We start from the raw sequence: 15726 nt of genomic DNA, 5'->3' as shown, positions 1-15726 counted from the left end.
TTCCAGTACTGTGGGGATGCGTTTGCCTTCCATGAGGTTTTTGGTGCTGTCGCTTTTGGGGTCGCAGCCTACTTGCATTACTTTGTAGCCTTTTAATGCGAGGGCTGCGGATAAATTGGAGGTGGTGGTGGATTTGCCGATGCCGCCTTTACCGTAGATTGCTATTTTTCTCATGTTTTTCTCCTTATGGGTATTATTATTATTTATGAATTGGTGTGCTTCCCTTACGCTTGCGTGCTATGATACTTTTTGCCCAGGGCGGCAAAAAGTATCCAAAAAACGCCCTTAATGGCTGCTTCGCCGGATTCCGGCGACTAGATTCGCAGAATTTTTCACGTCGCTGATTTTTGCGTGCCGTTCATCCGCAGGATGCGTCAACACTCCAGCGAAAAATTCCTGTGCCTGTCCGTTGCTTGCGCAGTTCGCTTGACATCGATGTGCTTGCATGCCCGTCGTCCGTTCCGGTCTGCGCAGCGCCGAGGATAACATTCTGATTGTCGGAGCGAAGGATTGACTATCAAGCGCAATGAAAGTTTGAGCGAAGTGTATTCTGCGCAGCGCCGAGGGTGGTGTGCTGTTTGTTTGAGCGAAGCAAAGACTATCATGCTTTACGATAGTTTGAGCTTAGTTTAAGTGAAAATTCCTTATTATAAAGCCTATTATTTATATTCAATTACAAACGGGAAGCCTTGGACAAAGTAGCAGCGTACTTTTTGTCCGGCGTCGTTTTTGGCAGCACTGAAGCGCCATTTGTAAAAGGCGCTGAGGGCGTTGTTATCCAGAGTGCTGTTGCCGCTGGAGCGCACTACTACGGCGCTTTCTACGCGCCCATCGGTTCCTACAACGCCACGCACGACAACGCGCCCGCCGATTCCCGCATCACGCAATGCCTGCGGATAAACCGGAGCCGCAGTTGAGGCTACGCGCGGAGGCACCTTGGGATTGCGGGCAATGCCGGGGCCTGCGCCGTCGCCGATGCCGCTACCGTGTCCCGCACCGTGACCGCCACCGCTTCCACTGCCGCTGCCTGCACCAATACCGCTGCCGGTGCCTGTGCCATGGCCGGTTCCGTGCCCGCCGCCGCTGCCACTGCCGCTGCCTTTTTTTGCACCTGCAGGCACATGCTTCACTACATGCTTCACAACCTGCTTATGCTCTATCTTGCCGTCAGGCAGAGTAATCGTTTCTTCTTCCACGACTTCCTCCACCTGCTCCTCGCCATCGTCGGCAGCATCAGCGACAGCTTCATCGCCGCCACCGCCGCCTCCGCCTCCGGCATCAAAGAACACTACGGTGTCAGCATCCGCAACCGGCGGCTGTATGGCAAAGACGCCGGAAAACGCCAGTGCGACGAACAATATAAAATGTATTATCAGTGAACCGCAAAAGCCAAAGCGCTGACGTGCCTTCGCCTGCAGCTTTTCTATCTGCTTCATCGTTACTTACCGCCATCCGTTGCCAGGCCGAAGCGTGCTACGCCTGCGCCCTTCAGCTTATCTACCAGCTTAATTACCTCGCCGTACTCCAGCGCCTTTTCCGCACGGATGACAACGGCGAAGTTTTTGTTCTTCTTCTGCTCCAGGCCTGCCTGCAGCGCCAAGGCCTCCGCATCCGTTTGGGCATCGCCCAGATAAATGCTGCCGTCGGCCTTCATCGTCACGGCGAAGGTGGTCGTAGTATCTGTCGCCGCATTTTTAGCCTGCGGCAGCTTCACCGGAATCGTTTTCAGGTCAATCATATACATCGTGCTCAGCATAAAAAAGACCAGCAGGAAGAACATAATATCAATCATCGGGATAATCATCAGCGGCGGCGTTTTCCTGTTACGCACATCTCGCAGCTTCATGATCTTGCTCTCCTTGTTTCAGCCTCCAGCAGCGCGCTGAAGCACTGCTCCATATCCGTAATCATGTTGTCCATACGGTGAGCGAAATAGGAATGGGCGCACAGTGAAAGAATAGCCACGCACAAGCCCGTCGCCGTTGCAATCAGCGCTTCACCGATGCCGCCGGTAATCGCCATCGGCGCACCCGCTTCTACATTGAAAATGCTGAAGGCACCGATCATGCCCACGATAGTGCCCAGCAGTCCCAGAAGCGGGGACATCGTTACGATAATGCCCAGGTAATCCAGCTTATCGCGCAGCGTCGCCATAAAAATACCGGCACGGCTTTCGAGGAAGGCGCTCTTTTCTTCCTTACCGCCTGCAATTGCCGCCACATCGGCAAGCATCTGTGCGCACTGACCGCTGCCCTTGCGCGCCAGCTCCGTCGCCACAGCAAAATCACCGCTGCGCACGGCAGCGCAATAACGGGAGGCAAAGACAGCGCCGCTGTCCACGCTCTTATAATATATAAACCGCTCAATGGCGATTGCTATCACAGTTATAGAACAGGCGAGCAATGGCCACATAACCAGTCCGCCCTTATGAAAGTACATTATCAAATCTGTTATTGCCTGCATATTTTCCTCACAAATCTACAAATGCTGTCGTACTTTTATAGGAGTTGCATACTGCTCCCCAAAGTACAGAAAGAAGCAGTATGCTGTATATTATGGAATCAAAACTCTAATTAAAAGGTCATTTCCGCGCCTACACGCCAGGTACGGCCGTCGATGCTGTAGGTATGATAGGTATCATACAGGAAGGATTTATTAAAGATATTATCTACACCGGCATAAACGCGGTAATTTTTGTTGAACTGCTTGCTGACAGTCAGACCGGTGGTGCTAAAGGAATAATCATGCTGATAGTTTGCAGAATTAGATTGATGATAATCAAAATAATATCTGTTATATAAATTTACAGTCAACGGATTTTCTTTAGCATCAGTCCAAGTTAATTGTACCAAACCATTATGACGTGCTCTATAAGCTAAACGATTGCCGGTTTGTTGGTCTTTTGCATCAAGATAGTTATAAACAGTTCTGAGACTCCAATGTTCATCAAAGTTATAACCAAACTCAGTCTCAAGCCCACTGATTTTTACCTTACCATAGTTGACATACTTGCTCCAAATACCAGGATTTGTAATTGTTTCCGGACCAGTATAATCATCGCCATCAATCATATTTTTGATGTCATTATGAAAATAGGTAATTTTGGAATTAAGTTTACCAAGCTCGGTTTCAAAACCAAAGTCAAAATTCGTGCTGGTTTCAGGATTCAAATCAGGATTACCTAATACATGAACTGTCATAGGTGCCATGCCGCTCTTTTCCATCTTGGAATACAATTCATACAGAGTCGGCGCACGATAGCCTTTACCATAGTTTGCTTTAATACGTGCATTATCGCTCATGCTGTAGGTAGCACCGATCTTCGGAGAAGTATGCGTACCGAAAGAATCGTGATGATCAACACGTACAGCAGGAATTAACAGCAATTTATTACCTACGCGCAGTTCATCTTGCAGATAAAGCGCCACCGTTTCAGAAGATACTTCAGAAGAAGGTTTCGTGATACCGTTAATGGTTAAATATTTTAAGTTGCTGCCAGAATCTCTCAAATGAGTGCCATCCATAGTATCTTTCTTGTATTCAGCACCCCAAGTCAACGTGTTGTTATCATCCATTTTATAGGAGTCTTTGCCTTCGATAACTAATTGTTTATAGTTGTTTTGGTCAAAGTCCACGTCTTTTTTAGTATTGGTATTTAAATTAATGTAATGGGAAGTATTTTCTTTACGCAGTTCGCTAAAATATGCTCTTACATTATAATCATGCTTGCCATCTTTACCATTGAAACCCAAGCTAAAATCAGAACGATTATTATCATAAAAATGCAAAGAACGCATAGGATAATGTTGAATGGTCATCGGATTAGGCATACTCATGTCTAAATCATCAACTGTATATGTACCACCAAGCATTCCACTCATGCGTGCCAACCAAGCATTCGCTGCTTCTGAAGGCATACTTTTCAAATCTACGTGCATCATATCATTAATAAATCCGCCCAAAGTTGTCATCTGACAATTAGTGTAGTCTGCACCATAACTATTCCAAGAATCGCTCTTGAGTTGCTCACGCATAAAATTCATAGTGAAATCTAAATCATGGTTATCATCAAAAGCATAGTTAATGCCAGTATTTAAGAAACGACGAGTGCCATACATATTGGTTGTGCTTGCATCGTTATATTTACCAATCGCATCTTCCTGTTTACCGCTAGTAGAATAGCTCTTGTAAACGCCGCTATCAATTTTGCGAACTTTTTCAATGCCGCCGCCAATTTTTACAGCTACTTTACCTTGACGACCAGAAGCATAGCTAAAGCTAGTTGCCTCATCTTTAGAACCAGTATGCATTGCTATAGACATGCTAGGAGTAGTAGCTTTCTTAGTAATGATGTTGATAACACCGCCCATTGCATCAGAACCATACAGTGCAGAACCATTACCGCGAATAACTTCAATGCGTTCAACATCAGCAATGTTAATACGTTTTAATTCGTAAGCATTTTGAGAGCTTTGCGTATTTTCTGCTGCCATGCGTTTACCATCAATTAAAATCAAGGTATGCATGGTATCATTACCACGAAGCATAACTTGGTTGCCAGTCATGCCGTTATCTTGTACATCTACGTTAGAAGCTAAACGCAGTGCATCTTGTACACTATAAGCACCAAGGTCTTTGATTTTCTGCGCAGTAATAACTTCTACTGCAACAGGAACCTCTTTTTTCTCCAGCTGTGTTTTGGTAGCGGTCACAACATAATCCGCACCGCTGTATTCATCGTAATTATCTGCCTCAGCAGCAAATGCCATATGGCCAACTGCACTGACAACGCAGGCAGTGAGTAAAGCTATTTTCTTTTTGTTTAAATTTCTCATAATGCACCTCTTTTTTCTACTTGTTTTTTTATGGTATATTTTACACCCGTAAAGTCAGCAATAGCTAACTTGTGGATAAAAAAATATCGGAAGAATTTATTTTCTGTCGAACCATACGACAAAATCACCCGCAGGCTTTTCGCCCTTCTGTTTGCGCTCAAGCGGTGTGATTACGGCAACCTTGAGCTCAGGGCGCAAAGCTTCCAGCTTTTGCGCTGTTCCCAGATGAGCATCGGAATGGAAGCAGCCGTTGATATGCAAAATCTGCATATTCTGATGTGCGTCGGCAAACGCAGCAATGCTCTCGGCCATTTTATCATCCTTCAGGCATTGCGCCGCATAAACTGCTGCTAAACGCGCTGGCGGCAGCTTCATCGGCGCTGCCGGGGAGCTCATCTGCGCATAGAATTTATCCTTATACGCGCCCTCGGGAGCATAGGTATGCTTAGGCAGCCATTGCAGATACTGCTCGGCTATCCCCTCTGTTGAAGCGTTGTTTTTCGCTACGTGCGCCGCCAAAAAGCGCGGTACGTTAGCAGCAACAACGGGCATTTTCTTTTCTTTGGCAAAAATTACCAGCGGAGCATAATCCGTGCGGTAGTTAGGCCATGGGCGGGCGGTGGCCAGGAAATCCTCCTCGCTCAAAGCGCCTGCCAGAAATTTATCCAGCTTATCCTGATTATCTGCCTCAAACATTTCCATGGATAAGGCCAGTTTCGCGCCTTTTGCCTTATACATTGCCTCCAAAAGCTCTAATTCATATTGGTGTATTTCGCTTTGGTCATGATATTCACCAAAGAAAACTACATCATACTTCTGCAGCTTGCTTGCCAGCTGCGCTGCTGTTAAATTTTTACCGCTCTGCGCATCGCTGAATTGCGCCGCACCTGCGGCACCTGCGCCCAGGCACAGCATTGCCATGCTAAAAGCGATTGTTTTCATGAATTTATTCATCTTAATCATGTTCCTCTACACTATACGGAAAGCACACGGGGTACTGCGTCCCGTTGGCCTCGACACGCATAATCACGGCCTTCACATCATAAAGCTCTTCAATTACAGACTGCGTAAATACCTCGTCCGTAGCTCCGTCTGCCATAATCGTGCCCTTTTTCAGCGCAATCAGACGCTCACTGTAGCGCGCCGCATGGTTCAAATCGTGCAGCACCATGATAACCGTCAGGCCCATTTCGTTATGCAATCGCACAACAAGCTCCATCAGCTCCAGCTGATGATGCACGTCCAGATAAGTAGTAGGCTCATCGAGCAGCAGAATCTTCGGCTTCTGCGCCAGCGCCATGGCCAGCCACGCGCGTTGACGTTCACCGCCGCTCAGGGTATGCACAAGGCGCGTACGCAGCGGTCCCAGCTCGGTAAACTCCAGCGCCTCTTCAATCGCCAGGCGGTCCTCCTGATTGAGGCCGTCAAAGAACCTGCGATACGGCATGCGTCCGTAGCACACTAGCTCCTCCACCGTCGTGCCGCCGGGAGCGTTCGCGCTCTGCGCCATCACTGCCAGCGTGCGCGCCACCTCTTCCGTGGACATTTTGTTAATGTCCTTGCTGTCGAGATAAACTGTGCCTGTTGCAGGCTCCAGCAAACGACATAACGCCTTCAGCAGCGTTGATTTGCCGCTGCCGTTCGGCCCGATAATCGTCACAATCTCCGGCTGGGAAATATCCAGCGTCAGGTCCCTGATTATCGTGTGCTCGCCGTAGCGCAGAGTAATTTTTTGTGTATGTAATGTCGGGATATTCATAGCTTAACGCATCCTCCGTTTCAGCAGATACAAAAAGAACGGACCGCCGATGAAGGACATGAAGATGCCCACGGGGATTTCCAGCGGACTGAAAAGCGTTCTTGCCGCCGTATCAGCCAGTGTTACCACCGCACCGCCGGCAATCGCCGCACAGGGCAGCAGGTATTCGTGGTCGCTGCCGATTAACAGGCGCATGATGTGCGGCACTATGAGGCCCACAAAGCCCAGCATGCCTGCTACGCTTACGGAAACCGCCGCCAGCAGCGCGGAAAGAAAGATCAAAATTGTACGCATACGCATAACGCGCACGCCCAGACTTTTGGCCAGCTCATCACCCAACTGCAACGCATTCAGGGAACGTGCACACAAAATCGTGCCGATAATGCCAATGGCGCTGTAGGGCAGCAGCATCTCCACATGCCCCCAGCTGCGTCCCTGAAAGCCGCCGGCCATCCACATCACGGTTCCCTGGATTCTGTCGCTGTAAAATACGTTCAGCGCCGCCATACCGCCGCCGAAGAAGGTGGCAACCGCCACGCCTGCCAGAATCATGCGCAAGGGGTTGATACCCTTTTCCCACGCCAGGAAAAAGACGATGCCTGTGGAAAGCACGGCGCCGACAAAGGCTGCCAGCGGCACCATAGCGGACTGTTCCGGGAAAAGCAGCATTATCACCATCGCAAACAGGCCCGCACCGGCACTCACGCCGATGATACCGGGGTCTGCCAGCGGATTGTGCAGCACACCCTGCAGGTTACAGCCTGCCAAAGCCAGGTTAGCACCCACCAGCACTGTCACAATCGTGCGGGGCAGGCGGATGAGGTTCACAATGCGGTCGGTGTCCGCATCTGCCTCGCCCAGCAGCGCCGCCCATGTTTCGCTCACGGAAAGGCTCACCGTACCGCTGCCGATGCTCACGAAAATGCCTGCGACGAGCAGGATACACAGGCCGCAAAAGACCGCTATACGCATTTTTTCTTTTGTTTTGGCATCATTACTCATTACTTGGCCTCTCCATACATATATTCTTTCATAATCTTCATCGCGTCGATGGTGTGCGTGCCGGGGTTAACGGTAAACAGGCTCGGCGGCAGCTGGTACACACGGTTATTCTTCACGGCGTTTACGTCATGCCAGATGGCGTTATCACGCATATTGGCGCGCAGCTTTTCCAAAATTTCCTTGCTGCCGCCCATGGTAATCAGCATCACGACGTCGGGGTTTTCCTTGGCTACGAATTCCATGCTCAGCGGAATGTAGCTGCTGTCCTTCACATTCTCGGCCTTGTCCGCAATGTTTACGGCACCCAAACGCTCTGCCAGATCACCGCCAAAGCTCTTTTTGGTGGACATATTGAAGCTGTCCGGCGAGCCGAAGATGATCAGCACCTTCGGTCCCCTGCCCTTCTGTACGTCCTGCGTCAGCGCGGCATATTCCTTTTCTATCTGCGCACGCTTGGCGGCAGCTTCCTTTTCTCTGCCGGCAAAGCGGCCGAAGTCGTCTATGCTTTTCAGCACGTCCTCATAGGAGTTTATCATGTTCAGGTAAAGCGGCACGCCAGCCATTTCCAAGGGCTTGCGCAGCATTACGTGGAAGGGTACGTTCGTGCCTACAACCAGATCAGGCTTCAGGCTCATGATTTTTTCCAGATTCGGCGCGTGGATCATGCCTACTTCGGGGATGTCCTTAATGCTTTCCTTGATGTCGTCGGGATATGAAGTGCTGGTAGGTCTGCCGACGGCCTTGCCACCGATGGAGGTGAAGATTTCCAGATTGGAGGCATTGAGAAAGACGATTCTTTTGGGCTCCGCGGGGATGTGTACCTTGGCGCCGGTGCTGTCGGTTACGCTGACGGCGGCGTTGGCTGCGAGCTTGTGCTGGCCTCTTGCCAAAAGGAAATAGCCTGCCAGGGCTATGATTACGACAAATACGAGTAAGATATATTTTTTCATACGCAACTCCCTTTACAATATTAGCTAGTGCTATCTTTTAAATTAAATTAGCCTAGTCTAACTTTACTATGACATTATCTTATAAGATGTGGGTTTTGTCAAGATAAAATTAGCGTAGGCTAATCGAAAATTTTAGTTTGCAAAGTAAAATTCAAGAGAGATATCTATTTTCAAAACATCTTTTGTCTCCATTATACTCTGCAAGCGCAGCTCCTTTACCTTGCAGCCATAGCGTTCCACTTGTCGCAGCCAACGCAGCAATGAATAAAACTCACCAACAGTACTAACATTTAATGTCTGCATTTGTAAGCCATTCTGCAAAGCAACAGGCTTCCCTTCTACCTGAAGCTTGCTCAGCTGAAGCCCATGAGCCTGAGCCTGCTTTTGCAAACGCTGGAGCCAGCTGTTCAAACTAAGCTGCTGCTCTACCTTCTGCTCTAAAGCATTCTGCTTACTCAGCAGTCTTGTTTTATATGTTTCATAATCACTATGCTCATTAGCAAAGCGCATCTGCCGCGTCAGCTTTGCCTGCAGCTTATCTGTCTTTGCTACCGCCAGTTGACGTTCAGTCCACAGCGACCACGCATTAGCCAGCAAGCCGATTGCGATTAAAGTTGCTACGCAAGCTAGTATATTAATTGCCTTTTCTCCTAGCTTCATTTCTTGCCCTCCTTCAGCTCCAGCTTGAGCTTATGAGCAATAGTATTTCCCTGTTGCTCTGATTGCAGCAGCTCTACTCTGCTATAATAGCCACATTTTTGCAGTTGCTCAACTAAGCTTTCCAAAGCTAATGCATCAACTGCCCTTCCCTGCAATAATAAAGGCTTCTTCGTACCGCCATATTCCAAAGCAGTAAGCCAGCAACCAGGCAGCATCTGGCGACAGATACGCTCCACTTCACCATTAGCCTCTTTATATGCCTTAGGTGCTGCAGCCAACAGCTTTTCCAAGTGCTGACAACTGCTTTCCATAGCTTCGCTTTCCTGGATACGTTGCTCCCATACTTCATACTGCTTAAGCTTCTGTTCTACCTTCTGCAAATTATGCTGCGCCAAATAGCAGCCTCCCAAGGCACTGCCATAAGCTAATAGTGCCAAAGCAAATACAGCACAACTAACCTTAGGCAACCAGCGGCCAAAAGCGGCCGCTACACTTTGCAAGTTTTTTTGCTGCTGCCTATATACCGGCGGCAACGGCTTGCCGGCAAACCAGGCTGTTGCAGCTGCGTCAAGAGTTACCTTTCCTAGCCAAATGCCCTGCAGCTTCAGTAACAAGCTGCTACACAGCTGTTCAAGCTCAGCTTGATATGTATCTGGCAAAGCCGTATATGTCACCTGATATTGCTGTTCATCTGCTTCACCGACGACATTCGTTTCAAAGCTGTAACTATAGCTTGTTTCTGCCTTGGGAACGCTCTGCTGCAGCTCCCACATTAAGGCAGCCTGCAGCTCACGCCGCTGCATTGCAGGTAACAGCAGCTGCTCAGAATATAGAGCTTCTGCCGCTGGCAACAGAAGCACCGTAGCCTCCTCCTCAACCTCATGCTGTAACAGTAATTCGCGTAACGCATCTGTAAGACTTTGCATGTCTGCAAGGTGAGTCTCAGCCAGCTGCTCCTGCCAGCTAAGCACTTCGCTTTCAAAATATGCGATTTCCCCTGTCTGCAGCGACAGCAGCAAAAGCGGTTGCCTACGACGCCAACGGCGACGACAAGCACATAATAGCGGCTCAAACAGCTCCTCAAGATTCATACTTTTTCCAAGCTTCATCATAAGATAACCCTCCAATACCATGTAACAATTTCTATTCCCCAAAAATATGCAACAACAGCCCCTGCGCACAAAAACGGTCCAAAAGGAATTGCCTGTTTTAGTCCGCCTCGTCTACGCAACAATAATAACGCACCCACGATGCCACCGCTGACAAAAGCCAGCAGCAGACATAACAGCCCCTGCTCCAGACCAAGCCAGATTCCCAGCGCCGGTGACAGCTTAACATCTCCCTCTCCCATACCGCCGCGACTGACAAAATACAAAAGCAGCATAATTACTAGCATTGCTCCTGCACCACAAAGAGCTTCTAACAGCTGGTGCTCAAAAAAGGCACGCACTACACCTGCTGCCGCTAAAAGCAATGTCACTTTGTCATATAGCAGCATAGACTTCATATCCGTATAGGTGTGATAGAGCAAACAAAAAATGAAAATAATCGACAGCATACTTACCTCCTTAAAATCGTCTTTTACCCCCAAAAAACAAATAGGACTCCCATATTGCAATTTGTACTACAATACAGGAGTCCTAAAACTCTTTACTACATATTTACTTTTTCTGCTTCCAGATAAAGCCAATGCGCTTAGCCAAAGAGCTGAAAGTCTTTAATTGCCTCTTACCAGTTCAGGTCCTCAACCTCTTGACGGCCTTTGCCGGTCAGAGCATCCATCATGATGCGTTGCTCGATTTGAGCAGCCAGCTTCTTGGTGAACTTAACAGTATCCGGGTTAACGGACATGCTGTCAATACCGCTCTTAATGAGGAACTCGCAGAACTCAGGATATACGCTCGGAGCCTGACCGCAGATAGAAACGGTCTTGCCATCCTTATGAGCAACCTCGATCAGGTGACGGATTGCACGGCGTACAGCCAAGTTACGTTCGTCATAGATATGGGAAACAGTATCGTTATCACGGTCGCAGCCCAGAACCAGCATGGTCAAGTCGTTGGAACCGATGGAATAGCCGTCAACAAATTTGTTGAACTGGTCAGCCAGGATGATGTTGGACGGAATCTCAGCCATCAGCCAAACCTTGAAGTCTTTACCACGGGACAGACCGCAGTCAGCCATGATCTTGGTAACCTTTTCGCATTCCTCTACGTTACGGCAGAACGGAATCATAACGTTCAGGTTCTTCAGGCCGAACTCTTCGCGAACCTTGCGAACAGCCATACATTCGAGCTTGAATGCTTCGATATATTTAGGATCATAGTAACGGGAAGCACCGCGCCAGCCCAGCAGAGCGGAAGGCTCGTTAGGCTCGAATTCGTCGCCGCCCTTCAGGTCGCGGTATTCGCTGGACTTGAAGTCGGAGAAACGCATGGTTACCGGTCTCGGAGCCATAGCCTGGCAAACTTGGCGGATGCCTTCAGCCAGTTGGTCGACAACCTTTTCCGGTTGACCGATTTTGATCAGATACAGCGGATGTTCATGGATATAGGTAGTCCAGATGAACTCTTCACGCATCAGGCCGATACCGTCGCAAGGCAGAGTAGCATATTTTTCAGCCAGCTCAGGATCGCCCAGGTTCATATAAATCTTGGTGCCGGTCGGCGGGAAGTATTCAGCAGCAGCAACTACTTGTTGTGCCGGTTGTTCAGCCTTCGGCTCTTCGATGATGCCTTCGTATACAACACCATGAGTAGCATCAATGGTTACGTCAATGCCATCGGGAATGGTGGTGGTAGCAGCTTCGCCACGGCTCTTGGTACCTACGATACAGGGAATGCCCAGCTCGCGGGATACGATAGAAGCATGGCAGGTCATTCCGCCGCTATCGGTTACGATTGCTTTCGCTTTCTTCATAGCCGGTACCCAGTCAGGAGCGGTCATTTCGGTTACGAGGATTTCGCCTTCCTTGAATTCGTCGATATGGGACGGATCCAAAATTACATGTACGCGGCCTGCTACATTACCAGGGCTGGCAGGCAAGCCTTTAACGATAACTTTGCGATCAGTAGTCACTTTCTTCTCCTCTTTCGGTGCACCATTTTCTTTGTTACGACGGCTCCATACGGTTTCAGGACGGGCTTGCAGGATGTAAACCTTGTTATCGCGCTCGTCAACGCCCCATTCCATGTCCATGTAGCAGCCATAATGTGCTTCAATTTTCTTAGCGCATTCAGCCAATTGTTTGATCTGCTCATCAGTCAGCTTCTGCTCGTTTTGCTCATCCAGCGGCACAACAACTTCTTCGCAGTCGCCGTCAGCTTTGCGGATCAGCTTAATGTCCTGCGCGTTAACGTTCTTTTCAACAATCTCGCAGGTAGCTTTATTTACAGTATAGTTATCCGGAGTTACGGTGCCTTGAACAACATATTCGCCCAAGCCCCATGCGCCTTCGATGAGGATGTTCTTGTCGTCGCCGGTAGCAACGTTAACAGTGAACATAACGCCTGCAGCCTTGGAGAATACCATCATCTGTACTGCAGCGCTCAGTGCTACATCCAGATGATCAAAGCCTTGTTTTTCACGGTAGTAAACCGCACGGTCGGTAAAGCAGGAAGCATAGCATTCCTTAACCTTAGCAACGATGGTTTCTGCACCCTTTACGTTCAGGTAGGTGTCCTGCTGGCCTGCAAAGCTTGCATCCGGCAAATCCTCTGCGGTAGCGCTGCTGCGAACAGCAACGAACGGATCAGCCTGGCCAACCTTTTCACCCAACTCTTTGTAAGCTTGGGCAATCAGGTCCTGCAGATCCTGAGGCATTTCTTCGTCCATAATTGCCTGGCGGACCTTAGCGCAAACCTCACGCAGCTGAGCGCTGTTGTCTACGTCCAAACCGGCAATCAAATTTTTAATCTTCTCGTACAGACCGGTCTTTTCGAAGAAATATCTGTAAGCGCAGGCAGTAGTTGCGAAGCCATACGGTACAGGTACGTCAACATGAGAAGTCAGCTCGCCCAAGGAAGAAGACTTACCACCGGCGATTGCTACGTCTTTTCTCTCCAGCTGGTCAAACCACAGCAGGAATGCTTTTTCTTTCTCCATAATAATTTGCTCCTTTTAAAATACTATACTTTTTTCTGGGGAAATCCTTAATATAGTGTATACTATATCACATTTAAAGAGCATATTCAAGCGATTTCTGCAGTTTTTTTTAGATTTTTTGTGGAAAATTCCCCGGCATGCTATAATACAGATAAAAGTGAGGTGTGCGCCATGAATTTTATCGACAGCTTCTGCAGTAACATAAAAAAGGTAATTGCCCTTATAGCTTTAATGCTCCTTTTAACGCTCGTTATTTTAATATTTACGCATACATCATTAGGCTATTTTCTTGTGCTGCTGCCCTTAACACTGCTGATTATTTACCTTTTACATAGGATGAAAGAGCTGGATGAACAAGAAAGCTTCTTCCACAGCGTAGTTTTAGCCGTTCTGGCTTTTATTTTAGTTCTCTGTGGACTGCCGAAGGAGGGAGTATTGCTTTCCGCCGTTGTCTATGCCGCAAAGCTTTTGTACAAATACAATAGGATGCTGCATCCACAGGAAAACGAACAGCAGCAGTACAATAATATAAATAATATAAGAACAACCGGTACCGATAATTCCGTCCCCTTTGTTACCTATGATGACACCTGCCCCGACGACGGCGAGGACTATGGCCCGGAAGGCAGCGTTATCTGGGGACCGCGTACTATCGAAGAAAAGATCTATATCAACGGCAAATGGTACATCAACGAAAACAGCGAGGAATGGGAAGAAAACGAAGGCTGCTGAGCCATTAAATAAATTACGCAGACGCTCATATGCATGGGCGTCTTTTTTTGCGCACAAAAAAGCGGTCTTACCAAAGTAAGACCGCTAATTAACAATTGGTGGAGACGAGGAGAATCGAACTCCTGACCCCCTGCTTGCAAGGCAGGTGCTCTCCCAGCTGAGCTACGCCCCCAATAGGCTTCGCGCGCATTTGCGTCGGAAACAAGTAAGATTTTACAGGAAAGCGACGCATTTGTCAAGCATTTTTTATTTGGTAATCAGCTCAACCAGCTTCAAAGTCATCAGGCAGGATTTTTCCACGGCAGCCATCGGCATAAACTCGCAGTTGGAGTGGAAGTTTAGCGCGCCGGTGAAATAGTTCGGCGTAGGGATGCCCTTGGTGGAAATAAAGGAACCGTCGGTGCCGCCGCGCATAGCGATATCCTTCGGCTCGATATCCAGCTCCTTCATTGCTTCGAAAATGTACTCAACACATTTTCTGTTGTCATCGTTCAGCGCATCGGCAATATTGCCGTAAACGTCGGTGATGTTCAGCTCAATGCCGGCCTTCGGATTCTTGGCCTGTACATATTCCACAGCATGACGGATGAACTCCTTGCGTGCTTCATACATCTTTTTGTTATGATCGCGGATTTTGATATCCAAAGTCGCTTCCGAAGCGTTGGATTTAATAGCCTGTACCCAGATAAAGCCTTCGGTGCCCTCGGTGTGCTCTGGAGTCTGCATTCTGTCGAAGCAGTTGATAATATCTACGGCAACCAGTGCCGGGTTAACCAGAGTGTTCTTAGCGGACATCGGATGGGCGGTTACACCCTTGATTTTGATGTGTGCGCTGCCTGCGTTAAAGGTTTGGTATACAACCTCGCCCAGCTCGCAGCAGTCAATGGTATAAGCAAATTCAACCGGGAACTTGCTGAAATCCATCTTCTTGGAACCGCAAAGGCCAACCTCTTCATCCGGAACAAAGGCTACATAAATTTCGCCGTGCGGACGGTTTTCCTTAATGATGGTTTCCAGTGCTACCATCAGGTTGGCAACGGCAGCCTTGTTATCTGCGCCCAGTACAGAGGTACCGTCGCTGGTGATAAGGTCGCTGCCGATATATTTGTTCAGCTCGGGATGCTCGCTTACCTTAATGTAGATTTGCTTTTCAGCGTTCAGCAGCACATCGCCGCCCTGATAATTCTTTACAATCTGCGGATGTACCTCGGGAGAAAGGTTTACGTCAACGGTATCCATATGCGCAACCCAGCCTACATTCGGCACGGGAGCGTGGCCTGCAGGCAGATTAGCCGGCAGACGACCGGTCAGCACGCAGAATTCGCTGATTTCCAGGTCTACCAGACCAAGCTCAGCCAAATCCTCCTTCAGCAGCTTTGCCATATCCCATTGGCCGGGAGTACTGGGGACAACAGCACAGCCCTCCTTACTTTGGGATGGTACGGCAGCGTAACGTAAAAAGCGTTCAGTCAAACGTTCTTGCAAAGACATTTTCAAAAACCTTCTTTCATAAATACATATAACACCCTTCCGTCTGCTCGCTATGCTCGCAGCCACCTCCCCTTAGAGGGGAGGCAAGGTGAATTAACTATAGGACAAGGGAAGAGCTTGCATGATGTCACCCCTCTCCGCCTCGACAAGCTCGGCACCTCTCCCCGAGGAGAGGCTCTCTTCATTATATCAT

The 15726-nt window shown here is 48.6% G+C and carries 15 protein-coding genes and 1 tRNA gene; 1 reads left to right on the top strand and 15 read right to left on the bottom strand.

Annotated features, from left to right (window positions below):
- The 13 genes from RDW05_RS09500 to ppsA form a co-directional block, all read right to left on the bottom strand.
- Positions 1–207 (bottom strand): AAA family ATPase (locus tag RDW05_RS09500; protein WP_307978843.1); only part of this gene is annotated, 207 nt, incomplete at its 3' end.
- Positions 208–659: 452 nt separating this feature from the next.
- Positions 660–1436, bottom strand: a complete 777-nt coding sequence (locus RDW05_RS09495; RefSeq protein ID WP_307978842.1) for a TonB family protein — start codon at positions 1434–1436, stop codon at positions 660–662.
- 2 nt (positions 1437–1438) lie between these two features.
- Entirely contained in the window at positions 1439–1846 is a 408-nt protein-coding gene (locus RDW05_RS09490; protein WP_021720604.1) for a biopolymer transporter ExbD, read from the bottom strand.
- Complete coding sequence (locus tag RDW05_RS09485) at positions 1843–2463, bottom strand: MotA/TolQ/ExbB proton channel family protein (RefSeq protein WP_307978841.1); 621 nt, start codon at positions 2461–2463, stop codon at positions 1843–1845. The genes RDW05_RS09490 and RDW05_RS09485 overlap by 4 nt, the downstream gene beginning before the upstream one ends.
- Before the next feature lie 110 nt (positions 2464–2573).
- Positions 2574–4835: a TonB-dependent receptor domain-containing protein gene (locus RDW05_RS09480; protein ID WP_307978840.1), complete on the bottom strand. Its 2262-nt coding sequence runs from the start codon at positions 4833–4835 to the stop codon at positions 2574–2576.
- 96 nt (positions 4836–4931) lie between these two features.
- Positions 4932–5798 carry a ChaN family lipoprotein gene (locus RDW05_RS09475; RefSeq protein ID WP_307978839.1) on the bottom strand — a complete coding sequence of 289 codons (867 nt, stop codon included), beginning with the start codon at positions 5796–5798 and terminating at the stop codon, positions 4932–4934.
- On the bottom strand, positions 5791–6594 hold the full coding sequence (locus RDW05_RS09470) for an ABC transporter ATP-binding protein (RefSeq protein ID WP_307978837.1): 804 nt from the start codon (positions 6592–6594) through the stop codon (positions 5791–5793). Before RDW05_RS09470 ends, RDW05_RS09475 begins: the two co-directional genes overlap by 8 nt.
- 3 nt (positions 6595–6597) lie before the next feature.
- Positions 6598–7596 carry an iron ABC transporter permease gene (locus RDW05_RS09465; RefSeq protein WP_293691830.1) on the bottom strand — a complete coding sequence of 333 codons (999 nt, stop codon included), beginning with the start codon at positions 7594–7596 and terminating at the stop codon, positions 6598–6600.
- Complete coding sequence (locus RDW05_RS09460; RefSeq protein ID WP_307978835.1) at positions 7596–8546, bottom strand: ABC transporter substrate-binding protein; 951 nt, start codon at positions 8544–8546, stop codon at positions 7596–7598. Before RDW05_RS09460 ends, RDW05_RS09465 begins: the two co-directional genes overlap by 1 nt.
- 132 nt (positions 8547–8678) lie before the next feature.
- Positions 8679–9206, bottom strand: coding sequence for a hypothetical protein (locus RDW05_RS09455; protein ID WP_307978833.1), 528 nt, complete (start codon positions 9204–9206; stop codon positions 8679–8681).
- Entirely contained in the window at positions 9203–10318 is a 1116-nt protein-coding gene (locus RDW05_RS09450) for a hypothetical protein (RefSeq protein WP_307978832.1), read from the bottom strand. Before RDW05_RS09450 ends, RDW05_RS09455 begins: the two co-directional genes overlap by 4 nt.
- Positions 10315–10764, bottom strand: a complete 450-nt coding sequence (locus RDW05_RS09445) for an A24 family peptidase (protein ID WP_307978830.1) — start codon at positions 10762–10764, stop codon at positions 10315–10317. Before RDW05_RS09445 ends, RDW05_RS09450 begins: the two co-directional genes overlap by 4 nt.
- A gap of 170 nt (positions 10765–10934) precedes the next feature.
- Positions 10935–13310 (bottom strand): phosphoenolpyruvate synthase, encoded by a 2376-nt coding sequence (gene ppsA / locus RDW05_RS09440; protein WP_304241987.1) that lies wholly within the window; start codon positions 13308–13310, stop codon positions 10935–10937.
- Positions 13311–13481: 171 nt separating this feature from the next.
- Here ppsA and RDW05_RS09435 point away from each other — a divergent pair, with 171 nt between their 5' ends.
- A complete protein-coding gene (locus RDW05_RS09435) occupies positions 13482–14042 on the top strand; it encodes a hypothetical protein (RefSeq protein ID WP_307978829.1) in 561 nt (186 codons plus the stop codon).
- Positions 14043–14138: 96 nt separating this feature from the next.
- Here RDW05_RS09435 and RDW05_RS09430 read toward each other — a convergent pair.
- Positions 14139–14214 (bottom strand) — tRNA-Ala (locus RDW05_RS09430).
- 74 nt (positions 14215–14288) lie between these two features.
- On the bottom strand, positions 14289–15533 hold the full coding sequence (gene pepT / locus RDW05_RS09425) for a peptidase T (protein WP_307978828.1): 1245 nt from the start codon (positions 15531–15533) through the stop codon (positions 14289–14291).
- Positions 15534–15726: the final 193 nt, after the last annotated feature.

This window comes from uncultured Phascolarctobacterium sp., assembly GCF_902463975.1.
Lineage (GTDB): Bacteria > Bacillota > Negativicutes > Acidaminococcales > Acidaminococcaceae > Phascolarctobacterium_A.
This window is presented reverse-complemented; position numbering and strand designations above follow the sequence as displayed.